A 24,152-nucleotide genomic window follows, 5' to 3' on the forward strand; every position below is an offset into this window, starting at 1 on the left:
CCCGCCCCACGGCGAGCAGCGCCTCGATCGCCTCCCGGCCCAGCGCGGCGACGGCGGCGTCGAGTTCCTGCGCCGCGTCGCGCTCCCGGCACAGCTCGCCGAAAGACTCCGCGTACCGGTCCGCCGCCCGCTCCGGGTGCCGGTCCTCCTGGTCGGCGACCGCGAGGCAGCGCAGGTGCGGCCAGGTGGGCCCGTCTGCGCGCAGCCCGCGTTCCCAGCTGCGCACGGCCTGGGCGCGGTCGCCGGCGTGCCACTGGGCGACGCCGAGGTGGTACTCGGTGAGTCCGGTCGCGGGGGCCGTCTCCAGCATGTCCCGCCAGTGCCGCGCGACGAGCGTGGCACCGGGCGGCCGTACGCCGTCCGGCTCCGGCAGGGACCCCGCCCGCAGCAGGTGCAGCCAGGGTGCCTGCTCCTCCCCGATCGTGTGCTCCTCGAAGGGCGTCCCCGGGAGCTTCCACCCGGCGCGCAGCACCTCCAGCGCGCCCCACCCCGAGCCGGTGGCCAGCCGCTCGCCGGGCTCGGCATCGGCGTACGCCTGCCAGGCCGCGTGGGCGGCGTCGACATCGCCGCGCGGCAGCACGGCCTCCAGTCGCCGCTCCGCCTCGTCCAGCACCTCCCGCCACTCCCCCTCGGGCGGTGTCTCGAACGGCCCGTACGCCTCCAGCCAGGACACCTCGCTCTCGGGCTCGATGCGGACGTGCTCCAGCTGGGTGCGGGCGAGGCCCGCCTGGATCTCGCAGTAGCCGCCGGTACCGGGCTCGGTGAGCCACTCCTGCCAGCGCCGCCCGCCCGGCCCGGTGCCCCACACGAACAGCTTCCGGCCGCGCAGCGCATCGGTCGAGGTCTGGACGAGCCCGTGACCGTCGGCCCCCTGGGCGGCGATCCAGCGCCGCCGCTCCTCGGGCACCTCGTAGAAGTAGTCGGCGGGGTACGTGCTGTTGAGCGGATGCGTCCGGTCGACCCCGTCGTACACCGGCACGGGCACCCTGCGCAGCCGATGCTCGTAGCCGAAGTGCCAGGCCTCCTCGGCGGGTGCGAGGATCCGGCGCTCCTCGGGGACCGCGATGTTGGACCACCAGTACGTGGGCACCGGTGTCTCGTGCGGGTTGCGGATCCGGACGCCGACGTACAGGAAGTCGGAGCCGTCCGGCAGCCACAGGTCGACCTGGAAGGGCAGGTCGCGCAGCCGCTCCCACTCCCACAGTCGCAGCATCTCGCCGCCGTCGGGGGCGGGGACGCGGGCGGCGTGCACGGGCGCGCAGGACAGGGTGGTGTGACCGGTGGCGCCGATGTTCCACTCGATGCCGCCGGAGAACCAGGCGCCGTTCAGTGCGAAGTCGGCGGGCTGGAACACCGGGTTGCGGTAGAGGAGTTCGCGTTGGCTGGGCTTGTGGACGAGGGAGGCGATCCGGCCGCCGAGGGCGGGCAGCACGGTGGCCCGCAGCCGGTCGTTCTCGATGACGAGCGTGTCGAGCGTCCGGGGCTCGCGCAGGCGCTCGTAGCCGTCGCGGACACGGACCGGCAGCAGGCTGCGCAGGGGTGCGTAGCCGATCTGCCGGGCCATGTCGCGCGGCAGTTCCTCCTTGTCGCGGTCCTCGATGCGGTGCGTCTCGTCGAGGGGCCGCAGCGGTGGCAGCGGGTTGTCGGGGCCGAGGTCTGCGGCGGGCAGGGTCGGCGTCGCGCATCGGATCGTCGTCACGCTCCCCATGGAAACCGCGTGCGCGGCCCCTGAACAGGGGCGCCGCCGGTCAGGATTGCGCAAAGGCGGAGACCACGATGTCGGCGAGCAGCGCCCCTGCCGTGCCGTCCGGGTCGAGGTCGGGGTCGTAGATGGTGACGGTGAGTCCCACGCAGTGCGGCGAGTTGAGCAACGGCCGCAGCACGGCGACGAGTTCACCGGGCTGCAGCCCGTCCGGGTCGGGGCTGTCGACGGCGGGCATGACGGCCGGGTCGAGCACGTCGGCGTCCAGGTGGACCCAGAAGCCGTCGAGCCCGGGCGCCGCATAGGACTGGGCGGTGGCGCGGGCGAGGTCGTCGGCACCCCATGCGCGCAGGTCGCCGACGGTGACGACGGGGATCTTCAGCGCGGCGAGTTCGGCGCGCTCGTCCTCGAAGTAGTCGCGCACGCCGAGGAACCGCACGTCCTCGTCGCGCAGATACGGCCGCAGCCCCTCCAGGTCGGTGAGGTCCTGCTGCCCGCGCCCGGTGGCCAGCGCGACCTCCTCGCCGCCGGCGGCGCCGACGTGGCCGGAGTTGCCGGGGTGCCGGAAGTCCGGGGAGGCGTCCACGGCGACCAGCCCGTACCTCCCGATGCGGCGCAGGGCGAGCGAGGCGCCGAGCTGGACGGAACAGTCCCCGCCGAGGACGACGGGCAGGTCACCGGCGCGCACATGGTGCTCCACCCGGTCGGCGAGTCTGCGCGTGTAGGAGGCGAGGGCGGCCGCGTTGAAGACGCCGTCGCCCTCCTGCCAGTCGCCCCGGTCGTAGCGCGGCGGCACCACCACCCCGCCCTCCAGGGCGTTCAGACGCTGCACGATACGCTGCTCCCGAAGGGCCCCTGCGAGCTTGTAGCAGCCGGGGACGGTACCGGGGGCGGGCGGACGCAGGCCCAGGTTGGAGGGGGCGTCCACCACGACGATGTTCCGCATGGGGATCATCCTGACCGACAAGGTGTTTCACATTCAACGACCTGTCAGGTTCGCTTTCCGGCCGTCCTCAGCATCTCCTTGGTGATCGCCCAGCGTTCGTGGTCGCGCCAGGCGCCGTCGATGAAGAGCAGGTTCGGCGAGAAGCCCTCCAGGCGGAAGCCGCAGGCGCGCGCCAGGGCGATGGAGGCGGCGTTGGTGGGCTGCACGTTGATCTCCAGCCGGTGCAGCCCCATGGGCCCGAAGGCGTACCGCACGACGAGGTCGAGACCCTCACGCATCAGCCCGCGCCCGGCGGCGTGCGCGGAGGCGCCGTAACCGAGCGCACCGCTGAGGAAGCCGCCCTCGACGATGTTGTTGATGTTGATGAATCCGGCGATCGCCCCGTCGGCGTCCTTCTCGCAGACCAGGAACCCGGCCTTCGTCGGGTCCTCGATCAGCCGCCCCGCGTACGCGGCGTACGCGGCGGCGCTGTCGGGCGGGAACAGCCACGGATGGTGCAGGTCCTTGCTCTCCCGGGCGCGGGCGGTGAACTCGGCGCCGTCCGCGTAGGTGAAGTGGCGTATGCCCACGCGGGGCCCTTCGGCGAGGTGGCGGGAGGCGTCCTGCGGCATCCTGCCACCCTACGACGCCGCCGCCCGGCCCGGCGGCCCGCTCAGCTCAGCGCCGGCTCGTCCAGCGTCAGCGTCCCCGCCTCGGTGTCGAGCGCGGCCGCCACGCCGAAGGGGACGGTGAGCGCGTCCTCGCAGTGGCCGAACCCGAACTGTTCGGCCACGGGCACGCCGAGCCCGCCCAGCCGGTCGGCGAGCAGCGCCCGCAGCCCGTCGTACGGCTCGCACTGCGCCCAGGACCCGAGCAGCAGTCCGGCGACGCCGTCCAGCCAGCCGGCTCGCAGCAGCTGGGTGAGGTAGCGGTCGAGGCGGTACGTCTCCTCCCCCACGTCCTCCAGGCACAGCAGCCCGCCCCGCGCGGACGGTCTCGCGTGCGGGGTGCCGAGGTCGGCGGCGAGCAGGCTCAGGCAGCCGCCGAGGGTGACGCCGCGCGCCCGGCCGGGGACCAGCGCGGTGCCGTCGGAGACGATGGTCCGGACCGTCTCGGGCGCGAACAGGGTGGCCCGGAGGTGTTCCTGCGCGCGCGTGCTCTTGACGAAGTCGGCGCCCGCCGCCATCGGCCCGTGCAGGGTGACCAGGCCGAGGCGGGTGGCGAACGCCTCGTGCAGGGCGGTGATGTCGCTGAACCCGACGAACACCTTCGGCCCGGCCGCCCGCATCGCCGCCCAGTCGAGCAGGTCGACCATGCGCTGCGCGCCGTAGCCGCCGCGCGCGCAGATCACCGCCGCGCGCGCAGATCACCGCGTCGACGGACGGATCGCACCAGGCGGCCTGGAGGTCGGCGGCCCGGTCGGTGTCGCTGCCCGCCAGATACCCGAACTCGCTGTGCCGGTCCAGGACATGGGGGGCCACCACAGGGTCGAGGTCCCAGCCGCGCAGCACATCGAGCCCGGCCTGGAGCCGCTCCTCGGGGATGGGCCCGCTGGGCGCGACGACGGCCACCCGGGCGCCGGGGGCGAGACGGGGCGGCCGCCGCAGCGGCTCGACTCGGTTCATCGGGTCAGCTCCAGGGGCGGAACGCCGCCCTGTGGACTCAGCCCGAACACCTGGGCGTACAGGGCCAGTTCCGCCTCCAGGGTGCGCACCATGGTCTCCGCCCGGCGGAAGCCGTGCCCCTCGCCCTCGAAGGTGAGGTACGCGTGCGGCACCCCGCTGCCCGCGACCCGGGCGAGGAACCGCTCGCACTGCACGGGAGGGCAGATCACGTCGTCGAGGCCCTGCAGCATCAGGAAAGGCGCGGTGAGCCGGCCGGCGTGCGCGAGGGGCGAGCGCCGCTCGTACCGGTCGGGGACTTCTGCGCGCGGGCCGATCAGGCTCTCCAGGTACCGGGACTCGAAGTCATGGGTCTCACCCGGCCCCCAGCCGGCGAGGTCGAGCACCGGGTAGAGGATCGTGCCGCAGGCGTAGACGTCGGTCGTGGTGAGCGAGACGGCCGTGGTCCAGCCACCGGCGCTGCCGCCGCGGACGGCGAGGCGTGCCGGGTCGGCGGTGCCCTCCGCGGCGAGGGCCCGCGCGACGGCGGCGCAGTCCTCGACGTCGACCACGCCCCACTGTTCGCGCAGCCGCTCGCGGTAGGCGCGCCCGTATCCGGTGGAACCGCCGTAGTTGACCTCGGCGACGCCGATGCCGCGCGAGGTGAAGTAGGCGATCTCCAGGTCCAGCACCAGCGGCACCCTGCTGGTGGGCCCGCCGTGCGCCCAGATCACGTACGGGGGCTTCTCGCCCTCGGGCGCCGCGCAGCCGGGGTTGTGGGGCGGGTACACGTGGGCGTGGATCTCGCGGCCGTCCGGGCCGGTGAAGGTGCGGGTCACCGGGTCGGGGTAGTGGGCGGGGTCCACGGCGTCGTGGTGTTCGGCGCCGATGACCCGGGCGCGGCCGGTCTTCGCGTCCAGCTCCACCACCTCGGGGGCGCTGCGCGGGCTCGCCCCGACAGCGACGATCCGCTCGCCGAGCGCGGCGAGGGTGGGCGAGAACTCCGTCCAGTCTCCGGCGGCGTCGGCGACCTCGCCGGTCTCCGGGTCGAGTATGCCGAGGCGGGTGGCGCCGCGGCCGTGCACCACGGCGATCAGTCCGCTGTCCAGCGGCGCGAACCAGCGCCATCCCAGCTTCCACAGCGGCCCGCCGAACTCCTCCTCGCGCGGGCACAGGGGAGCGCCGTCCCGGTAGAGGTTCCACCAGCCGGTGCGGTCGCTGACGTACAGCAGCCGCCCGTCGTGGTCCCAGTCGGCCTGGGGGATCGACTCCTCGGGCCCGCCGGCGACGGTGCGCGGATCGGGCAGGGTGCCGTCGGGGGCGATCTCGGCGACGAGCAGTTCGGTGCCGTCCCACGGCATGCGCGGATGGTCCCACGCCAGCCAGGCGGCGCGCGTCCCGTCGGGCGAGATCCGCGGCCCGGTGACGAACCGGTGCCGGTCGTCGGTGAGTTCCCGCACGGCTGCCCGGTCCTCGGCGGCCGAACCGTCCAGCGGGACGGCGGCCACGACGCGGCGCACATCGTCGGGTCCGTCGCCGGTGTGCTCCTCCAGGACGCACCACACCTCGCCGCGCTCAGGCAGCAGCGTCGGCTCGGCCCAGCGCAGCCCCGGCCCGGAGCGGGACACGGGGGTGAGCGGGTGCGGCTCGCCGCCGGGCTCGTAGCGGTACAGGCGCTGGTCGGCGAAGTTCACGAACACCACGAGCGGCCCGCCGTCGTGCAGGAAACCGGCCCAGGGTGCGCCGCCGTACTCCATGACCCGGCTGCGCACGTTCCACGGCGGCGGCAGAACCGACTCCTGCGTGCCGTCCGCCCGCCGCCGCACCAGGGTGCGCCGGCCCTGCTCGCTGGGGCGGGGCTCGGTCCACCACACCTCGTCGCCGACGAATCCCACGAACTCGGGGCTGCCGTCGCGCGAGGCGGCCAGCGCCGCGTCGATCGGCGAGGGCCACGCGCCGTACGCCAGAGTGCGCACCTGCTCCTCCACGTGCATCAGGCCGTCCTCAGGAACCGGTCCAGCACACGGACCCCGAACCGGAGCGCCTCGACGGGGACGCGCTCGTCGACGCCGTGGAAGAGGGCCTGGTAGTCGAGGTCCTGCGGCAGCTTCAGCGGCGCGAACCCGTACCCGGTGATGCCCAGCCGCGAGAACTGCTTGGCGTCGGTGCCGCCCGACATGCAGAACGGCACGACATGCCCCTCGGGCGCGAACTCCTCGACGGCGGCCCGCATCCGCGCGTACGTCGGCGAGTCCACCGGCGCCTGCAGCGCCACCTCGCGGTGCTGGAACTCCCAGTCGACGTCCGGCCCGGTGAGCCGGTCGAGCGTGGCGCGGAACTCCTCCTCGCAGCCGGGCAGATACCGGCCGTCCACGAACGCCACGGCCTCCCCCGGAATCACATTGATCTTGTAACCGGCGTCCAGCATCGTCGGGTTGGCGCTGTTGCGGACGGTGGCCTCGACGATCTTCCCCGCGGTGCCGAGCTTGTCCAGCAGGGCGTCCACGTCCGAGAGGTCCGTCTCGATGCCGTAGAGCGCGGCGAGTTCGGTGAGGGCGGCGCGGACGGTCGGGGTGAGCCGCAGCGGCCACTCGTGCTCGCCGATGCGGGCGACTGCGGCGGCGAGCCGGGTGACCGCGTTGTCGCCGTTGACCTTGGAGCCGTGCCCGGCGCGGCCCCGCGCGGTGAGCTTCAGCCAGGCCGTGCCGCGCTCACCGGCCGCGATCGGGTAGAGCTGCCGTCCCTGGCCGTCGTGGAAGGTGAAGGCGCCCGACTCGCTGACGCCCTCCGTGCAGCCCTCGAACAGCGCGGCGTGCCGGTCGGCGAGGAAGCCCGAACCGTCCTCGGCGCTGGCCTCCTCGTCCGCGGTGAACGCGACGACGATGTCCCGCCGGGGCCTGACGCCCTCGCGGGCCCAGGCCCGCACCACGGCAAGGATCATCGCGTCCATGTTCTTCATGTCGACCGCGCCCCGGCCCCAGACCACCCCGTCGCGCACCTCCCCGGAGAACGGGTGCACGCTCCAGTCGGCGGCCTCGGCGGGTACGACGTCCAGATGACCGTGCACCAGCAGCGCGTCCGCCGAGGGATCGCGGCCCTCGATGCGCGCGACGACATTGGTCCGGCCCGGGGTGCGCTCGAGCAGCACCGGTTCGAGACCGGCCTCGGCGAGCCTGGCGGCGGCGTACTCGGCGGCGGGCCGCTCCCGGCAGTCCCCGCCGCCCCGGTTGGTCGTGTCGATCCGGATGAGCTCGGACGTGAACGTCACGACCTCGTCCAGGGACAGCTCGTCAGCCATACTGCTCCTCCACCGCGGCCGAGGCGATCGTGGTGACCGCCTTGAACGTGCGGATGCCGTCGTACATGGTCCCGCTGGTGTACGCCACCTTCCGCTCCCCGATCCTCTGCACACCCGGCACGACGGTGGCGGCCATCGCCAGATGCTCGGCGTCGAACTCCACCGCGACGGTGAACGGCCCCGCCTGCACGGGCGCGTGACGCACCGCCAGCGCCGCCGCCTCCTTCGCCGCCGCCCGGATGTCGGTGGCCGTTCTCGCCGGGGTGCGGCACACCGCCGCGTACCGGGACACATGGTCCTTGACGGCGACCTTCAGCGCCTCGGGCGCGTACCCGAGCGCGTCCTCGCAGGCCACGTCGTCGCCGGTGACCAGCACCACCGGCACCCCGTACTCGGCGACCACGGCGGCGTTCAGCATGCCCTCGCTCGCGCGTACGTCGTTCAGCCAGACGCCGGTGATGGAGTTGGCGAGGTACGTGTGCGCCAGGACGCCCTCCATGCCGGCGCCCGCGTGGTAGCCGACGAAGGCGATGCCGTCCACGTCGCCGTGCTGCACGCCCTCCACCATGGACAGCGACTTGTGCCGGCCGGTGAGCATCTGCGCCCGCTCGTCGAGCTGTTCCAGCAGCAGGTTGCGCATCGTCCAGTGCGCCTCGTTGATCAGCACCTCGTCCGCGCCGCCGTCGAGGAACCCCAGCACGGCGGCGTTGACGTCGGAGGTGAACATCGCCCGGCACCGCTCCCACTGCGGCGTCCCCGGCAGCACATCGGCCGGCCAGGTGACACCGGTGGCGCCCTCCATGTCGGCGCTGATGAGGATCTTCATGCGGCACACGCTACGTGCTCCCGCCGAACCGCGGCCAGGCCTGTGGATAACTCTCACCGGCCCAGACCAATGCCGGTCGGCGGGCCGTCTGCCTGGGACTACCCGGCGCGTCCCGTCACGTACCACCGCGACGGAAGTTCGATGCGGGTGCCGTCGGGGGCGTGCTCGGTGGTGACGAGGGGCAGGGTGCCGCTCGCCAGGACGGCCAGGCCGGCCGCGGTGAGGAACTCGGGCACGGCCGTGTCGGCCACGGCGGCGGGGGCGATGCCGTGCCGCAGGACCGGTTCGAGCTTGGCCGGCGGACCGGACGGCGAGGTCGCCAGGTCCTTCAGGAGCGCGCCGGCGGCCTGGGAGGGCTCGACGAGGAAGGCGCGTCCCCGGTCGCCGAGCAGGGTCGCGATGCCGTCGGCCACGGGCTGACGGTCGTCGGGGTCGCACTGGTGCAGCAGGCCCCTCACATAGACGTTGGCGTCGCCCAGTTCCGCGTGCAGGGCCTGGGTCGCGCTCTTGTCGGCGGCGTCCAGCTGCCGGTAGGCGGCCTGTCCGGCCGGGTCGGCGGTGCGCGCGTGGTCCAGGGCGGCGGCGGACAGGTCGGCGCCCAGCACGTGCGGGAAGCGGTCGGCGAGGAAGCGGGTCTGGGTGCCGTTGCCGCAGCCGAGATCCACCAGGGGCAGACCGGGGTCGGAAAGATGCGGTTCGAACAGGGCGAGATGCCGGGCGACGGTCAGGACGGGCTCCGCGTCCCAGAGCACGGCCCCCTGCTCGTCCGGTGCCTCGCGCCAGAAGCCCTCCCAGGCCTCCCGGTACCGACTGGTCACGCTCATGCCCAACTCCCCAGGGTGCGTAGCGGATCCGCTCAACCGACGGGCCAGTACGGTGTATCGCGCCCGGCCCGCCCGGACAAGCGCACGGCGCACACCTTCACGGCATGTGCGCCCCGGAACGCGCCGTCACGCCCCTCGGCGGATCCGTCAGCGGCGGCGGGGCAATGTCAGCTCGAACCACACGGTCTTGCCCGTCTTCGTGTGGCTCGCGCCCCACTCCCTGGCGAGGGTGCTGACCACCTTCAGGCCCCGCCCGGACTCGTCCGTCGGGCGGGCGGAGACCAGCGTGGGCAGTTCGTGGTCGTCGTCCTCCACCTCGCACAGCAGGGTGTCCCCGCGCACCAGCCGCAGGGCGACGGGCCGCGCGTGCGAGTGCCGTACGGCGTTGGTGACGAGCTCGCCCGCCAACAGCTCGGCGTGGTCGGTGAGGCCCGGCAGCCCCCATGTGTGCAGTTGCTCTCGGACCGCCGCGCGGGCCCTGCCGACCTCGGCCGGATCGAGGGCGAGCCGCCATTCGGCGACGTCGTCCGGCTCGATGCCGCCGAGCCGGGCCATCAGCAGCGCCACGTCGTCCTTGCGGCCGCCACGGGTGTTGAGCGCGCGGATGATCGTGTCGCAGGCGTCGTCCATGGAGGCGGCCGGGTGGGCGGCGGACTCGCACAGGGTGGCCAGCCGGACACCGATGTCCTCCCCGCGCACCTCGACCAGCCCGTCCGTGCACATCACCAGCCGGTCGCCGGGCTCCACGCGTACGCGTACCGCCTCGAAGGGCACCCCGCCGACGCCGATGGGCGCACCGGTGGGCAACTCCAGCAGTTCGCTGCGGCCGTCCGCGGCGCGGACCAGGACGGGCGGGATGTGACCGGCGTTGGCGAGCTGCAGTTCGCCCGCGATCGGGTCGTAGACGGCGTACAGGCAGGTGGCGAGGTAGCTGTCGCCGAGCCGCTGGGCGAGGTCGTCGAGGTTGCGCAGCAGCTGTGCGGGCGGCAGGTCGAGCGCGGCCATGGTCTGCACGGCCGTGCGCAACTGGCCCATCATGGCGGCGGAGTTCAGGCCGTGGCCCATGACGTCGCCGACGACGAACGCGGTGCGGGCGCCGGGCAGCTTCACCGAGTCGAACCAGTCACCGCCGACGCGGCCGAGCAGCGTGCCCGGCAGATAGCGGGTGGCGATGTCGCAGCCGACCCGGTGCGGCGGGATGTGCGGCAGCATGCTGTCCTGGAGCGTCTCGGCGACGTTCTCCTGGTGGGTGTACATGCGTGCGTTGTCGAGCACGAGGCCCGCGCGGGCGGCGAGTTCGGCGCCGGTGACGCGGTCCATGTCGTTGAAGACCGGCCGCTCCGGGTGACGCAGCAGGATCATGAAGCCGAGCACGACATTGCGCGCCTTCAGCGGCACGACCAGCATGGACCGGCCGGTGATCAGCGGGCGGATGTCACGTTTCTCGAACTGCGAGGCGATCGCGTGGCCCATCTCCTCGCTGATGCGCGGCACCAGCACGGGTTCGCCGGTGGTCATGCACTGGAAGAACGGGGTGTGCGCGGGGAAGGGCATCGCCTCGCCGACCGGCACGACGTCGTCCCAGCGGCCCGGCTCGTCGGTGTGCTCCACGGCGACCCGGTGCCACATGGTGGTGGTGTCCGGCACGCCCTCGTCGAACCCCTCACCGGCGACGACCTGTTCGCGCAGATAGGTGCCGGCGACGTCGGTGAAGCGGGGCACGACCGCCTTGCTGACCTCGGCGATGGTGCGGGACAGATCGAGGGAGGTGCCGATGCGAGAGCTGACCTCGTTGAGGAACTCCAGGCGTTCACGGACGGCCGCGTACTCGAGATCCTCGCCCTCCTCGTCCCACAGGTCCTCGGGCACCGGCTCACCTGCGGCGAGCGCCCGCGCCGCGCGCTCCCGGCGCGCCCTGCGCTCCGCGCGCCGGGGCACGCCCCAGTCGGGGGTGACCGGCACCCGGTCGTTCTGGCTGAACTCCAGGATGGGATAGCCGAGTTCGAGGATCTGCGCGACGATGCGGGCGCTGTCGCCGACGCTCATGCTGGGCAGGATCTCGGGGAGCCGGCGGGCGAGGTCCTCGGCGCCGGGAAAGTCGGTGTGCAGCGCGAATCCGGGGGCGATCCGCTCGAACTCCCCGGTGTCCTCGCCGTGCAGCGCGTGCGCGTCGGCGGCGAGCACCAGCAGGCGTTCCGGCCCGGGCCCGACCAGCGGGTACGCCCACCACAGCACATCGGCGCGATCGGACCCCGGCACGGCGAGGCGGGCGCGGCCGGCCGCCGGGTACGACAGCCCCTGGTCGAGGGAGGCCTCCAGATCGGGCCCGAGCCCGTCGTAGGCGGCGTACGCCCCGTACGAGAGGGCCGCCCGCGGTTCCTCGGGCAGGGCACCGGAGACGGGCAGCAGATCCACCGCTGGCCTGCCGATCGCGTCCTGCTTGGCAAGCCCGAACAGCCGCCGCGCCCCGACGCTCCAGTGAGAGACCAGCCCGTCCCGATCCACCACGACAACGGCCAGCGGGATACGCCCGGCCCCGCCCTGCCCGAACGCCGCTCCGTCACCGGCCTGCCCAGGTTCCCGCCCGCGACCGGCACGCCCAGGTACCCGTCCGTCACCGGCTCCCCCGAACCCCGTCCCCCCGTCGGCGGCCCCGCTGCCAGGTGTGTTTCGCTCGGTGCCACGGTCCATGGCCCAGGCCCTCTCTCCCCGGCTCGGCAAGATCTGTAGCGCCGTCACCACCGTACGGCCACGCGTGGTTGCGATGTGTGGCAATACGCGAATTGCTCACGGGGCCCGCACACCGGCGCACGTGCCCGCGCGAAGAGCCGCCCGGCGCCGGTCTCAGTCCTCGTGCCCCAGTTGCAGGTCGCGTTCGGTGCGGCCGCCCCCGGCGACCTGGAGGACGGTGGCGACCGGCGGGTACCCGGCGGCGATGACGGTGTACTCGCCGGAGGACAGGTCGACGAAGCGGAAGGTGCCGTCGGGGCCGGTGGTGAGGGTGTCGACGACGTTGCCCGCCGCGTCCAGCAGGGTCACGCGCGCGTCCTCGACGGGCCGCCCGCCGCCCGCCCGCACGGTGCCGCGCAGCACCGCACCGCCCGCGAGCTCGACGTCCTGACGGGTCTCGCGGGCCGCCTGCACGGTGACCGGGAGCGCGGCCGGGCGGAACGCGGGCGCGCTCGCGGCGAGGGTGTACTCCCCCGCGACCAGTTCGGTGATGACGTAACCGCCCTCGCGCCCGCTGCGCGTACTGGCGACGACCTCGCCGTGGACGTTGGTGAGCGTGACGGTGGCGTCGCGCACGGGCGTGCCGTCGGCGGTGAGGACACTGCCCGCGAGGCGCCCCGCGCCGCCGAGGACGACGTCCAGTTCGACGGGCCGCTCGCCGACGGTGACGGACACGGCCTGCGGCTGGTGACCGCCCGCCGCGGCGATGAGGACGTACGCCCCCGATCCGGGCGTGGCGAGCGCGTACCGCCCGTCCTCACCGCTGGCGCCCCGTCCGATCTGCTGCCCGGCGACGTCGATGAGGGTGAGCGCCGCGCGCGGGACGACCGTGCCGTCGGGATGCTGGACGGTCCCGCAGACAGCGATGCCGCCGGTGTGGGCGGTGCGGGCGGGCGGCACGGGCGCGGAGGCGTGCGGTGCTTCCTGGGCCGGGTCGGCGAGGGGGGTGTGGTGGGACACCAGTGGTTTCTCCTTGAGGAAGAAGGCGATGAGCAGGCCGAGGACGAGCACCGGCACCAGATAGAGGAAGATGCGCGGCATGGCGTCGGCGTAGGCCTGGATGTAGGGCTCGCGCAGGCCGGGCGGCAGCGAGTGGACGAGCTGCGGGGTGATCGACTCCGGGTCGGGCAGCCCGTCGCCCGCGTGGGCGGGCAGGCGTTCGGCGAGGGCGTCGGTGAGCCGGTCGGCGAAGAGCGTGCCGAAGACGGCGGCGCCGACCGAACCGCCGATCTGCCGGAAGTAGTTGTTGGCGCTGGTCGCCGTGCCCAGGTCGGCGGGGCGCACCGAGTTCTGGACGGCGAGGATCAGCACGGGCATCACCATGCCGATGCCGGTGCCGAGGACGGCCATCCAGATGCTGTAGTGCAACCGGGGTGTGTCGGTGTCGAGGTGCGACAGCAGCCACATGCCGAGGACGGACAGGGCGGAGCCGAGGATGGGGTGGCGCCGGTAGCGGCCGCTGTGGCTGATGAGCTGTCCGGAGACGATCGAGGCGACGACGATCCCGGCCATCATGGGCAGCATCAGCAGCCCCGACTCGGTGGCCGACGCCCCGTCGACCATCTGCAGATAGGTCGGCAGATAGCTGGCCGCCCCGAACAGGGCGACGCCGATCACCAGGCCGACGAGCGAGGTGACGTTGAAGACGGAGTCCCGGAACAGCCTGAGCGGCATGAGGGGTTCGACGGCGAAGTGCTCGACGACCAGGAAGAGGACGGCGGAGGCGACCGCGCCGGCGGCGAGGGAGAGGATGACCCGCGAGTCCCAGGCGTACTCGGTGCCGCCCCACGCGCTCAGCAGCAGCAGGCAGGTGGAGCCGGCGGACAGCAGCAGGCAGCCGAGGACGTCCAGCCGGGGCCGGACGGCCGGCCTGGGCAGCTTGAGCACCAGCCCGACCACGACGAGCGTGAGAATGCCGAACGGCACGTTGATGTAGAAGCACCAGCGCCAGGTGAGCGAGTCGGTGAAGTAGCCGCCGAGCAGCGGTCCGGCGACGGACGCGAGGCCGAAGGCGGCGCCGATCAGGCCCATGAACCGGCCGCGTTCCCGGGCGGGCACGATGTCCGCGATGATCGCCTGGACGCCGATCATCAGTCCGCCCGCGCCGACGCCCTGCACCGCACGGAAGGCGATCAGCTGCTCCATCGTCTCGGCCCGCCCGGCGAGCGCGGAGCCGATGACGAAGACGACGATGGCGAACTGGAAGACGCTCTTGCGGCCGAGCAGGTCGCCGAGCTTGCCGTAGATCGGCAGTCCGATGGTGGCGGTGAGCAGATACGCGGTGATCGCCCAGGACATCTTGTCCAGGCCGTGCAGCTCGCCGACGATCTTCGGCAGCGCGGTGGCGACGATCATCTGTTCCAGCGCGGCGAGCAGCAGCGCCAGCATCAGCGCGAGGAAGACCAGCCGCACCCGGCGCGGGCTCAGCGGCGGCCCGGCCTCCGGTGGCGGCGGGGGCGGCTCCTCGGTCACGGCAGCCGTGACCGGTGCCTCCTTCGTCAGGGTGATCCCGCCCACGTACCGCTCCCCTCGTCGCGCTGCCGCACCATTCCCGCGTAAAAGCGACAACTTCGAGCAAGCGCGACGAGTTACGGCACCCGGCGGCACCGCGAGGAGATCACCCGAACCGGTGAGGGGACCAACGTCCCCTCGGTTCCGCTCTCTTGGGAGCCCTACTTCTCGACCTCGGCGGCGAGCTTGGCGAGCACCGCGTCGTAGATGCGGGCGAGTCCCTTGGGCGCGAAGGTCTTCTCGAAGAAGCCGCCGATGCCGCCGGCGCCCTTCCAGGTGCTGGTGACGACGACCCGGGACCTGCCCTCACCGGCGGGGGTGACGCGCCAGGTGGTGACCATGGAGGAGTTGCGGTCCTTCTCGACGAGCTCGCCGTCGCTGGGCTCGGTGACCTCCAGGAGGCAGTCGCGGACGCGCTTGCTGGTGGCCTGGAGCTTCCAGTGGACGAGGGTGCCCTCGCCGTCGCCGCCCTCGCGGACCTCGTACTCGCTGAAGTGCTCGGGCAGCAGCTTCTCGCGGGTGCCGCTGTAGTCGGCCAGCGCGTCGAACACCGTCTCCGCGTCCGCCGCGACGATCCGCTCCGTAGTGGCCTCGACCTGCGCCATCGCATTCCTCCAGCACCTGGTTCCAAAGGGGCGGGGCAAGCCAATCACCCCCGTGCCCGGCCGCCCAAATCGGGGGTCCGGAACTGATCGGTTCGGTGACCGAAGATGTCACGCGCACGATCAAGGGAACACTTGTTCTATTCTGTGGGCCAGTGCTACCGAGGAGGCGTCATGCGCTGGGAGAACCTCACCGTGGACTCCGAACACAGCCGGGCCGACGCCGCGCTGTTCGGCGCGGAGGCGGTGACGACCCGCACCTTCGACACGCCGGAGTTCCGCGGCATCACCTTCCACGAGATCCGCGCCCGCTCGATCATCAACCGGGTGCCCGGGGCCTCCCGCATGCCCTTCGAGTGGACGGTGAACCCCTACCGGGGCTGCACGCACGCGTGCGTGTACTGCTTCGCCCGCAAGACGCACAGCTACCTGGACCTCGACACGGGCCTCGGCTTCGACTCCCAGATCGTGGTCAAGGTGAACGCGCCCGAGCTGCTGCGCCGCCAGCTCGCCTCACGCCGCTGGCACGGCGAGCACATAGCGATGGGCACCAACGTCGACTGCTACCAGCGCGCCGAGGGCCGCTACCGGCTGATGCCGGGCATCCTCACCGCCCTGCGCGACCGGGCGAACCCGTTCTCGATCCTCACCAAGGGCACGCTGATCCTGCGCGATCTCGACCTGCTGCGGCAGGCCGCCGAGGTGACCGACGTCGGCATCTCGGTCTCGGTCGGCTTCACCGACGAGGGGCTGTGGCGCACGGTGGAACCGGGCACACCGGCACCGGAGCGCAGGCTGGAGGTCGTGCGGACGCTGAGCGAGACCGGCATCGGCTGCGGGGTGCTGATGGCGCCGGTGATCCCCTTCCTGAGCGACCGCCCGGAGCAGCTGAGGTCCACCGTGCGCGCGATCGCCGCCTCGGGCGCCACCTCCGTCACGCCCCTGGTGCTGCATCTGCGGCCCGGCGCCCGCGAGTGGTTCATGTCCTGGCTGGCCCGGCACCATCCGCATCTGGTGGGCCGCTACGAACGGCTGTACGCGGAGGGCGCCTACGCCCCGAAGTGGTACCAGCGCCGGATCACCCGTCAGGTGCACGAGCTGGCCCAGGAGTACGGCATCGGGCCCACGCGCGCGGGCATGCCCCGCCGGATCCGGCCCGCCGAGCCGCCCCGGCCGGAGCCTGCCGAGCCGACTCAGCTCACTCTCCTCTGACTCAACTCACTCTCCCCCAGGAGCATTCGGGCCCGGCGCATTCGAGCGCATCCGGCGACCCAATCGGGTCACGTACCGCTCGGACATGTTCGAAAGGGGTCCGTTTCCCGGGACGATCCGGCGTGGACCGTGACACGCGCGGTCCGCAGCCCCTCCGTCCTGGGAGGACCCATGAGGAAACCCGCAGCCGTGCTGTGCGGTGCCGCCGTCGTCATGGCCGCCGGAGCTCTCACGGCCGTACCGGCCGAGGCCGGCACACCGCAGGCCGACCGGACCTTCCGTGCGGCGAAGCCCGCCTGGCGGGCGTGCGCCACCGAGGACTACCCGACGCTGCAGTGCGCGTCGGTGAAGGTGCCGCTCGACCACGCCGACCCGGAGGGGCGGACGATCACCCTGGCGCTGTCCCGCGTCCCGCACACCGCGAAGGAGTACCAGGGCCCGCTGCTGGTCAACCCGGGCGGTCCCGGCGGCAGCGGGCGCACGCTCGCCGGGTTCGTCGCCTCGTCGCTGCCGAAGAGGGTGGCGGCCCAGTACGACGTCATCGGCTTCGATCCGCGCGGCGTGGGCGCCAGTTCCCCGGCCCTGGACTGCAGGCCGGGGCACTTCGACCCGGTGCGCCCGGACCCGGTGCCGGTGACCCGCGCGGTGGAGGAGGCGAACCTCGCGCGCGTGAAGTCCTTCGCCGAGTCCTGCCGCTCCAAGTACGCGGACGTGCTGCCGTACATCAACACCGTCAGTGCGGCCCGCGACCTGGAGGTGATCCGGCGGGCGCTGGGCGCGCCGAAGGTCAACTACTTCGGCTACTCCTACGGCACCTATCTGGGCGCGGTCTACGCCAAGCTGTACCCGCAGCGCGTACGGCGCCTGGTGCTGGACTCGGTCGTGGATCCCACAGAGGTGTGGTACGACGCCAACCTCAACCAGGACCTCGCCTTCAACGACCGGCACCGCGCCTTCATGGCCTGGGTCGCGCGGCACGACGCGCACTACCGGCTGGGCACCGACCCGGAGCGGATCGAGGCGCGGTGGTACGCGATGCGCGCGGCCCTGGCGAAGGAGCCGGCCGACGGCAAGGTGGGGGCGGCCGAGCTGGAGGACACCTACGTCCCGGGCGGCTACTACAACGGCTACTGGCCGTATCTCGCGGAGGCGTTCTCGGCGTATGTGAACGACGGGGACGACGCGCCGCTGGTCGAGGCGTACGAGAACTTCGGAGCGATCGACGCCGACGGCGACAACGGCTACAGCATCTACACGGCCGTGGAGTGCCGGGACGCCGGCTGGCCGCGCGACTGGGAGCAGTGGCGCAAGGACAACTGGGCGGTGTACGAGAAGGCGCCGTTCATGGCCTGGAACAACGCCTGGTACAACGCGCCGTGTGCGTTCTGGCCGACGGACGCGGTGCGGACGGTGCCGATCGCCAACGACGAGCTGCCGCCGGCGCTGCTCTTCCAGGCGACGAACGACGCGGCCACCCCGTATCTGGGCGGTGTCACGGTCCATCATCTGCTGGCGGGGTCCAGCCTGGTGGTCGAGCGGGGCGGCGGGAACCACGGCATCACGCTGAGCGGGAACGCCTGCCTGGACCGTCACCTGGCCGCGTATCTGACCGACGGCACGGTGCCGCGCGGCGGGCAGGGGGACGCCGACGCGGAGTGCGAGGCGCTGCCCGAGCCGAAGCCGTCGGCGTCCAAGGCGGCACCGGGCACGGCCCGCGGCTCGACCCTGCACGGGCTGCTCGGCTTCCGGGGCTGAGCACCTGACGATCCCGCCCCGAGCACCTGACGGTCCCGCCCGAGCACCTGACGATCCGTGGGGGCGGGCATTGTCAGACCCGTGGTCCAGGATGGACCCATGACCGAGCCGCACAATTCCGCCCGGATGTCACCGGCAGCCGGGTACCGATTGCGTGCCATGACCGCCGGCGACTGTGACGCGGTCGCGGAGATCCGGGTCCGCGGCTGGCGGCACGCCTACCGGGGCATGGTCCCGCAGGCGTATCTCGACGGACTCGACACGGCGGCGGACGCGGAGCGGCATCGCGCGCGGCTGGAGCACAGCGACGGTCTCGTGGTCAACCTGGTGGCCGAGAGCGGTGACGGAGCGCTCGTCGGCTGGGCGGCGTTCGGACCGTACCGGGACGGCGAGGCGCTCACCGGGGACGCCGAGTTGTACGCCCTGTATCTGCGCCCCGAGTACATCGGGCGCGGCGTGGGCCGGGCCCTGCTCACCGAGGCGGTCCGGCGCTGCGCGAGCGCCGGACGTCCCCGCATGCTCCTGTGGGTGGTGAAGGCCAACACCCGCGCCCGCCGCTTCTACGCACGCGCGGGTTTCGCCGCGGACGGCGCGGAGGAGCCCTTCGAGGTGGACGGGGTCACGGTGCCCGAGGTGCGGTACGTCAGAGACCTGCGCGGCTGACCAGCTCACCGAGGGCCGGGGATCCGCCCCTCGGAGGCCCGCTGCCCGGACCGCTGCCCGGGGATGCGCGACAGCGCCTGGACCGCCGCCTCGGCCAGCGCCGGGTGGGCGAGGGCCTCGTTGAGGACGCCTTCGGCCCGCGGGTCGGCCAGGGTGCCGAGGCCCTCCACACAGGCCAGGGCGACGCGCCGGTACGGGTCGTGCGGGCGCAGCCGGCGGCGCAGGGTGGTGATCAGGGCGGGGGCGGACTCCGGGGCGCGCAGTTCGGTCAGCAGGCGCACCGGGTGCAGGGCGTAGGCGACGCGCAGTTCGTTGGTGGCGAGGGCGGCGGCCGCCCGTGCGGTGCGGGGGTCGCCGAGGCGGGCCAGCGCGTACGCGGCGGAGGCGCAGCGCGGGGGGTCGCGGTGGTTGAGGAGGAGCACCAGGGTCTCGAAGGCGCGCCGGTCCCCGGCCAGTGCGAGCCGGAACGCGGCGAGTTCCCGGGCCCACAGCGGCTGTCCGGGCGCGGTGAGCACCGCCGCCAGCGCGTCGTGGTCCTGCGTCGCCGCGAGCCGGTCGTACGCCGCCGAGCCGCCGGACTCAGCCCGTAAGCGTTCCGTGAGCGATCGCAACTCTTCGTTCATGTCTCAGAGGTTAGGGGTGGCGGGGTCGCCGCGGGACGTACATCACAAACACCGGGGGCTGGCGCGCTCGTTACCCGCAAGTTAAGCTCAGACGAGCGAGTTACCCACTCGTATCCCCTCGCGGTGGTTTGGTGACGCAGCCGCCGCGAGACGCAGTCGGTTCGGTACTTCGTGTACCGCAGTACGACCCGGCCTCGGGACAGGGCCGGTCGGACCCGCCGCCGGCGCAGGGCGTGTGCACGCCCTGACCGTGACGGCACCGGGCGTGTGCGCTAGCAGCCCGGCTCACACCCGCACTTCGCACGCACCCGGTGCGCCTCTCGGCGCACCCGGGCGCGTTTCCCGTCGTCACCCTCATTCCTGGAGTCCCGCGATGGCCACTCCCCTGTCCGACACCCCTCTGTCCCCGCTCCAGACCATCGCCGTGGTCGGCCTCGGCACGATGGGCACCGGCATCGCCGAGGTCCTCGCCAAGGCCGGCCGCACGGTCGTCGGCATCGACATCAGCGAGGCCCAGGCCGCGAAGTGCGTCGCCGCCCTGGAGGCCTCCACCGCCCGTGCCGTGGAGCGCGGGCGCCTCACCGAGCAGGAGCGCACCGGCCTCCTCGCCCGGATCAGCACCTCCACCGAGCTCACCGCGGCGGCCGGTGCCGACCTGGTGATCGAGGTGGCGCCGGAGTCGTACGAGACCAAGCAGCAGATCTTCCGGGAACTCGACGGCATCGTGCGGCCGGAGACGATCCTGGCGACCGGCACCAACGCCCTGTCCGTGACCCGGCTCGCCGCCGACTCCGCCCGCCCCGAGCGGGTGCTCGGCATGCACTTCTTCAACCCGGCCCCGGCGATGAAGCTGGTCGAGATCGTCTCCTCGGTGCTGACCGCGCCCGCCGCCGTCAGCGCCGTCACCGATCTCGCCCTGGACCTCGGCAAGGAGCCCGTGGCGGTCGGTGACCGGCCCGGATTCGTCGCCGACGGGCTGCTGTTCGGCTACCTCAACCAGGCCGCCGCGATGTACGAGGCCAGCTACGCCTCCCGCGAGGACATCGACGCCGCGATGCGGCTGGGCTGCGGCCTGCCGATGGGCCCGCTGGCGCTGCTCGACCTGATCGGCATCGACACCGCCCGCACGGTCCTGGAGGCCATGTACGCCGCCTCACACGACCGGCTGCACGCCCCCGCCCCGATCCTCAAGCAGCTCAGCGAGGCGGGCCTGACGGGCCGCAAGGCGGGCCGCGGCTTCTACACCTACGAGGCACCCGGCAGCGGCACGGTGGTGCGGGACGCGCTGACCCCGCTGGAGGGCGGCACGCTGACCGCAGGACGTCCGGTCCGCTCGGTGGGTGTGGCCGGCTCGGGCACCATGGCCTCCGGGATCGCCGAGGTCTTCGCCAAGGGCGGCTACGAGGTCGTGCTCGCCGCGCGCAGCGAGGAGAAGGCCGAGGCCGCCAAGGCCCGGATCGGCAAGTCCCTCGCGCGCTCCGTCGACAAGGGCCGGATGACCGCCGAGGCGGCCGCCGAGACCCTGGGGCGGATCCGGCCGACCGGCACCTACGACGACTTCGCCGATGTCGACCTGGCGGTCGAGGCGGTCGCCGAGGACCTGGAGATCAAGCGGCAGCTGTTCGCCACGCTCGACAAGGTCTGCAAGCCGGGCGCGGTGCTCGCCACCACCACCTCCTCCCTCCCGGTCGTCGCCTGCGCCCGCGCCACCTCGCGCCCGCAGGACGTCATCGGCATGCACTTCTTCAACCCCGCGCCGGCGATGAAGCTGGTCGAGGTGGTCCGCACGGTGCTGACCGCCGACGACGTGCACGCGACCGTCCGCGAGGTCTGCGGCAAGATCCGCAAGCACGCCGTGGACTGCGGCGACCGGGCCGGATTCATCGTCAACGCGCTGCTGTTCCCGTACCTCAACAACGCGATCAAGATGGTCCAGGAGCACTACGCCTCCCTCGACGACATCGACGCCGCGATGAAGCTGGGCGGCGGCTACCCGATGGGCCCGTTCGAGCTGCTGGACGTCGTCGGTCTGGACGTCTCGCTGGCCATCGAGAAGGTCCTGCACCGCGAGTTCCGCGACCCGGGGCTCGCCCCGGCGCCGCTGCTGGAGCATCTGGTGGCCGCGGGCTGCCTCGGCCGCAAGACCGGCCGTGGCTTCCGCGAATATGCCAAGCGCTGAGCGGCGCCTGGGCGACTGGTTCCAGGCGGGCGCGGAATGGGGCGGGCTGCTCGATCCCGACCGGTTCCCGCCTGCCGCACGCAGTGCCCCTCCCCCGCCCGCAGAGGGCGGGGAAGAGGCCGGTCATGCGCACCGAGCTGCGCACATGCAGTACGTTCGGGGCATGTCCCAGCCCGCCAAGTCCGCACGTACGCCCGCCACGACCGAGCCGCCGGAAAGTGCCGCAGGCAGTCGCGCCGCCGCCCAGCGGCTGAAAATGCGCCGGGAGCTCGCGGCCGCCGCGATGGAACTGTTCGCGACCAAGGGGTACGAGGCCACCACGGTCGACGAGATCGCGGCCGCGGCCGGGGTCGCCCGCCGTACCTTCTTCCGCCACTTCCGCTCCAAGGAAGAGGCGATCTTCCCCGACCACGACGACACCCTGGTCCGCGCCGAGGCGGTGCTCAACGCCGCGCCCGCGCACGAGCATCCGCTCGACACGGTGTGCCGGGGCATCAAGGAGGTCATGAAGATGTACGCGGCGCGGCCGGAGATCTCGGTCGCCCGTTACAAGCTGACGCGCGAGGTGCCCACCCTGCGCGAGGCGGAGATCGCGTCGGTGGCCCGCTACGAGCGGCTGTTCACCCGCTATCTCCTCGGCCACTTCGACGAGCGCGTGCACGCCGACGACGCCAACGACGACCCGCTGCTGGCGGAGGTCGCCGCGTCCGCGGTGGTCACCGCCCACAACCATGTGCTGCGGCGCTGGCTCAGGGCCGGCGGCCAGGGCGATGTGGAGGCCCAGCTGGACCACGCCTTCGCCATCGTGCGCAAGACCTTCGGCAGCGGCATCATGGCGGGCCGCCGCTCCGCTCCCCCGCAGCCGCCGGCCGCGCAGACCACCACGCACGGCGAGGTGCTGGTCACCGTGGCCCGCACGGACGCCCCGCTCGACGAGGTGATGCGGACCATCGAGCACGCGCTCAAAGAGCGCTGAAGCAGCCTCCGCCCGCTGTGAGAACGGCCACCCCACCGGGTGGCCGTTTTGGCATGTCAGGGCCCGTTTTGGGCGGCCTCTTACCACCGATTCGATCGATCATCGCTCATCTGTTACGTAAAGATTTCATCTGAGAGCAAGTTCTGGCACTCAGTGCCTTGCGGGGTGACACGCGGTGTCATACGTTGAAGGTGTCCGGGCTGTCCCCGCGGGCCATCCCCCGCGAACCCGGACGCCTGCGTCACAGGCAACCTCCCGCGCCACCAAGCGCTGCCGAAGCACCACCCGCCGAACCGACGGCACACCCTCGAAAACCCTCAGCAGCACCGACGTAACCCTCAGCGCCCCTCCCTCAGGGCGCTCACCGCCGGAGGCACCACCGTGACCGTCAAGGACATCCTGGCCGCGATCCAGTCGCCCGACTCCACGTCGGAGGACTTCGCCAACCTGCCGCTCCCCGAGTCGTACCGCGCGATCACCGTCCACAAGGACGAGACGGAGATGTTCGCCGGGCTCGCCACCAAGGACAAGGACCCGCGCAAGTCGATCCACCTCGACGACGTGCCCCTGCCCGAACTCGGCCCGGGCGAGGCCCTGGTGGCCGTCATGGCCTCCTCGGTCAACTACAACTCGGTGTGGACCTCGATCTTCGAGCCGCTGTCCACCTTCGGGTTCCTGGAGCGCTACGGCCGCACCAGCGAGCTGGCCAAGCGCCACGACCTGCCGTACCACATCATCGGCTCCGACCTCGCGGGCGTCGTGCTGCGCACCGGCCCCGGCGTCAACGCCTGGCAGCCCGGCGACGAGGTCGTCGCGCACTGCCTGTCCGTCGAGCTGGAGTCCTCCGACGGTCACAACGACACGATGCTCGACCCCGAGCAGCGCATCTGGGGCTTCGAGACCAACTTCGGCGGTCTCGCCGAGATCGCACTGGTCAAGTCCAACCAGCTGATGCCCAAGCCGGACCACCTCAGCTGGGAGGAGGCCGCCGCTCCCGGTCTGGTCAACTCCACCGCCTACCGCCAGCTGGTCTCCCGCAACGGCGCCGGCATGAAGCAGGGCGACAACGTGCTCATCTGGGGCGCGAGCGGCGGACTCGGCTCCTACGCCACCCAGTTCGCGCTGGCCGGCGGCGCCAACCCGATCTGTGTCGTGTCCTCGCCGCAGAAGGCGGAGATCTGCCGGGCCATGGGCGCCGAGGCGATCATCGACCGCAACGCCGAGGGCTACAAGTTCTGGAAGGACGAGAACACCCAGGACCCCAAGGAGTGGAAGCGCTTCGGCAAGCGCATCCGCGAGCTCACCGGCGGCGAGGACATCGACATCGTCTTCGAGCACCCCGGCCGCGAGACCTTCGGCGCCAGCGTGTACGTCACCCGCAAGGGCGGCACCATCACCACCTGCGCCTCCACCTCGGGCTACATGCACCAGTACGACAACCGCTACCTGTGGATGTCGCTGAAGCGCATCATCGGCTCCCACTTCGCCAACTACCGCGAGGCCTGGGAGGCCAACCGCCTCATCGCCAAGGGCAAGATCCACCCGACCCTGTCGAAGACCTACGCGCTCGAGGACACCGGCCAGGCCGCCTACGACGTGCACCGCAACCTCCACCAGGGCAAGGTCGGCGTGCTGTGCCTCGCCCCCGAGGAGGGCCTCGGCGTGCGTGACCACGAGAAGCGCGCGAAGCACATCGACGCCATCAACCGCTTCCGGAACGTCTGA

At 72.5% G+C, this 24,152-nt stretch carries 17 protein-coding genes and 1 pseudogene; 6 read left to right on the forward strand and 12 right to left on the reverse strand.

The genetic code is table 11. The annotated features are described in order from the left end of the window. The 11 genes and pseudogenes from N4P33_RS06980 to N4P33_RS07030 all read right to left on the reverse strand — a co-directional run. On the reverse strand, nt 1–1,708 hold a 1,708-nt coding region (locus N4P33_RS06980; RefSeq protein ID WP_260825419.1), incomplete at its 3' end, for a DUF5107 domain-containing protein. Between the two features lie 40 nt (nt 1,709–1,748). Beyond that, nucleotides 1,749–2,648: an arginase family protein gene (locus N4P33_RS06985; RefSeq protein WP_260825420.1), complete on the reverse strand. Its 900-nt coding sequence runs from the start codon at nt 2,646–2,648 to the stop codon at nt 1,749–1,751. Nucleotides 2,649–2,692: 44 nt separating this feature from the next. Further along, nucleotides 2,693–3,259 (reverse strand): GNAT family N-acetyltransferase, encoded by a 567-nt coding sequence (locus N4P33_RS06990; protein ID WP_260825421.1) that lies wholly within the window; start codon nt 3,257–3,259, stop codon nt 2,693–2,695. Between the two features lie 41 nt (nt 3,260–3,300). Continuing rightward, nucleotides 3,301–4,252, reverse strand: a pseudogene (locus N4P33_RS06995) (LD-carboxypeptidase). After that, nucleotides 4,249–6,222 (reverse strand): LpqB family beta-propeller domain-containing protein, encoded by a 1,974-nt coding sequence (locus N4P33_RS07000; RefSeq protein ID WP_260825422.1) that lies wholly within the window; start codon nt 6,220–6,222, stop codon nt 4,249–4,251. The pseudogene N4P33_RS06995 and the gene N4P33_RS07000 overlap by 4 nt, the downstream one beginning before the upstream one ends. Further along, the gene (locus tag N4P33_RS07005; RefSeq protein WP_260825423.1) at nt 6,222–7,526 is read right to left on the reverse strand and encodes a M20/M25/M40 family metallo-hydrolase; all 1,305 of its coding nucleotides are present in this window, start codon (nt 7,524–7,526) and stop codon (nt 6,222–6,224) included. The genes N4P33_RS07000 and N4P33_RS07005 overlap by 1 nt, the downstream gene beginning before the upstream one ends. After that, nucleotides 7,519–8,352, reverse strand: coding sequence for a M55 family metallopeptidase (locus N4P33_RS07010; protein WP_260825424.1), 834 nt, complete (start codon nt 8,350–8,352; stop codon nt 7,519–7,521). Before N4P33_RS07010 ends, N4P33_RS07005 begins: the two co-directional genes overlap by 8 nt. A gap of 98 nt (nt 8,353–8,450) precedes the next feature. Next, on the reverse strand, nt 8,451–9,176 hold the full coding sequence (locus tag N4P33_RS07015; RefSeq protein ID WP_260825425.1) for a class I SAM-dependent methyltransferase: 726 nt from the start codon (nt 9,174–9,176) through the stop codon (nt 8,451–8,453). A 147-nt stretch (nt 9,177–9,323) separates the two neighbouring features. Beyond that, nucleotides 9,324–11,867, reverse strand: coding sequence for a SpoIIE family protein phosphatase (locus N4P33_RS07020; protein WP_399028854.1), 2,544 nt, complete (start codon nt 11,865–11,867; stop codon nt 9,324–9,326). Nucleotides 11,868–12,020: 153 nt separating this feature from the next. Continuing rightward, on the reverse strand, nt 12,021–14,423 hold the full coding sequence (locus N4P33_RS07025; RefSeq protein ID WP_260825426.1) for an MFS transporter: 2,403 nt from the start codon (nt 14,421–14,423) through the stop codon (nt 12,021–12,023). Nucleotides 14,424–14,578: 155 nt separating this feature from the next. After that, entirely contained in the window at nt 14,579–15,022 is a 444-nt protein-coding gene (locus N4P33_RS07030; RefSeq protein ID WP_260825427.1) for an SRPBCC family protein, read from the reverse strand. A 171-nt stretch (nt 15,023–15,193) separates the two neighbouring features. On the opposite strand from N4P33_RS07030, the gene N4P33_RS07035 reads away from it, so the two are divergent. The 3 genes from N4P33_RS07035 to N4P33_RS07045 all read left to right on the forward strand — a co-directional run bounded on the left by N4P33_RS07035 (nt 15,194) and on the right by N4P33_RS07045 (nt 18,649). After that, nucleotides 15,194–16,231, forward strand: a complete 1,038-nt coding sequence (locus tag N4P33_RS07035; protein ID WP_260825428.1) for an Rv2578c family radical SAM protein — start codon at nt 15,194–15,196, stop codon at nt 16,229–16,231. 171 nt (nt 16,232–16,402) lie between these two features. After that, nucleotides 16,403–17,986: an alpha/beta hydrolase gene (locus N4P33_RS07040; protein ID WP_260825429.1), complete on the forward strand. Its 1,584-nt coding sequence runs from the start codon at nt 16,403–16,405 to the stop codon at nt 17,984–17,986. Between the two features lie 99 nt (nt 17,987–18,085). Continuing rightward, nucleotides 18,086–18,649, forward strand: a complete 564-nt coding sequence (locus N4P33_RS07045) for a GNAT family N-acetyltransferase (protein WP_399028860.1) — start codon at nt 18,086–18,088, stop codon at nt 18,647–18,649. 5 nt (nt 18,650–18,654) lie between these two features. On the opposite strand, the gene N4P33_RS07050 is transcribed toward N4P33_RS07045, so the two are convergent. Continuing rightward, nucleotides 18,655–19,272 carry an adenylosuccinate lyase gene (locus N4P33_RS07050; RefSeq protein ID WP_260825430.1) on the reverse strand — a complete coding sequence of 206 codons (618 nt, stop codon included), beginning with the start codon at nt 19,270–19,272 and terminating at the stop codon, nt 18,655–18,657. A 373-nt stretch (nt 19,273–19,645) separates the two neighbouring features. On the opposite strand from N4P33_RS07050, the gene N4P33_RS07055 reads away from it, so the two are divergent. The 3 genes from N4P33_RS07055 to ccrA all read left to right on the forward strand — a co-directional run bounded on the left by N4P33_RS07055 (nt 19,646) and on the right by ccrA (nt 24,152). After that, the gene (locus N4P33_RS07055; protein ID WP_260825431.1) at nt 19,646–21,451 is read left to right on the forward strand and encodes a 3-hydroxyacyl-CoA dehydrogenase family protein; all 1,806 of its coding nucleotides are present in this window, start codon (nt 19,646–19,648) and stop codon (nt 21,449–21,451) included. A gap of 163 nt (nt 21,452–21,614) precedes the next feature. After that, on the forward strand, nt 21,615–22,427 hold the full coding sequence (locus tag N4P33_RS07060) for a TetR family transcriptional regulator (RefSeq protein ID WP_260825432.1): 813 nt from the start codon (nt 21,615–21,617) through the stop codon (nt 22,425–22,427). 381 nt (nt 22,428–22,808) lie between these two features. Further along, nucleotides 22,809–24,152 carry a crotonyl-CoA carboxylase/reductase gene (ccrA, locus tag N4P33_RS07065; RefSeq protein ID WP_260825433.1) on the forward strand — a complete coding sequence of 448 codons (1,344 nt, stop codon included), beginning with the start codon at nt 22,809–22,811 and terminating at the stop codon, nt 24,150–24,152.

This window comes from Streptomyces sp. 15-116A (assembly GCF_025290915.1).
Lineage (GTDB): Bacteria > Actinomycetota > Actinomycetes > Streptomycetales > Streptomycetaceae > Streptomyces.

Excerpts from the sequence above, each read along its gene's own strand:
- N4P33_RS06985 (WP_260825420.1), bottom strand. The coding sequence starts at position 2,648 with ATGCGGAACATCGTCGTGGTGGACGCCCCCTCCAACCTGGGCCTGCGT.
- N4P33_RS06990 (WP_260825421.1), bottom strand. The coding sequence starts at position 3,259 with ATGCCGCAGGACGCCTCCCGCCACCTCGCCGAAGGGCCCCGCGTGGGC.
- N4P33_RS07000 (WP_260825422.1), bottom strand. The coding sequence starts at position 6,222 with ATGCACGTGGAGGAGCAGGTGCGCACTCTGGCGTACGGCGCGTGGCCC.
- N4P33_RS07005 (WP_260825423.1), bottom strand. The coding sequence starts at position 7,526 with ATGGCTGACGAGCTGTCCCTGGACGAGGTCGTGACGTTCACGTCCGAG.
- N4P33_RS07010 (WP_260825424.1), bottom strand. The coding sequence starts at position 8,352 with ATGAAGATCCTCATCAGCGCCGACATGGAGGGCGCCACCGGTGTCACC.
- N4P33_RS07015 (WP_260825425.1), bottom strand. The coding sequence starts at position 9,176 with ATGAGCGTGACCAGTCGGTACCGGGAGGCCTGGGAGGGCTTCTGGCGC.
- N4P33_RS07020 (WP_399028854.1), bottom strand. The coding sequence starts at position 11,867 with ATGGACCGTGGCACCGAGCGAAACACACCTGGCAGCGGGGCCGCCGAC.
- N4P33_RS07030 (WP_260825427.1), bottom strand. The coding sequence starts at position 15,022 with ATGGCGCAGGTCGAGGCCACTACGGAGCGGATCGTCGCGGCGGACGCG.
- N4P33_RS07035 (WP_260825428.1), top strand. The coding sequence starts at position 15,194 with ATGCGCTGGGAGAACCTCACCGTGGACTCCGAACACAGCCGGGCCGAC.
- N4P33_RS07040 (WP_260825429.1), top strand. The coding sequence starts at position 16,403 with ATGAGGAAACCCGCAGCCGTGCTGTGCGGTGCCGCCGTCGTCATGGCC.
- N4P33_RS07045 (WP_399028860.1), top strand. The coding sequence starts at position 18,086 with ATGACCGAGCCGCACAATTCCGCCCGGATGTCACCGGCAGCCGGGTAC.
- N4P33_RS07050 (WP_260825430.1), bottom strand. The coding sequence starts at position 19,272 with ATGAACGAAGAGTTGCGATCGCTCACGGAACGCTTACGGGCTGAGTCC.
- N4P33_RS07055 (WP_260825431.1), top strand. The coding sequence starts at position 19,646 with ATGGCCACTCCCCTGTCCGACACCCCTCTGTCCCCGCTCCAGACCATC.
- N4P33_RS07060 (WP_260825432.1), top strand. The coding sequence starts at position 21,615 with ATGTCCCAGCCCGCCAAGTCCGCACGTACGCCCGCCACGACCGAGCCG.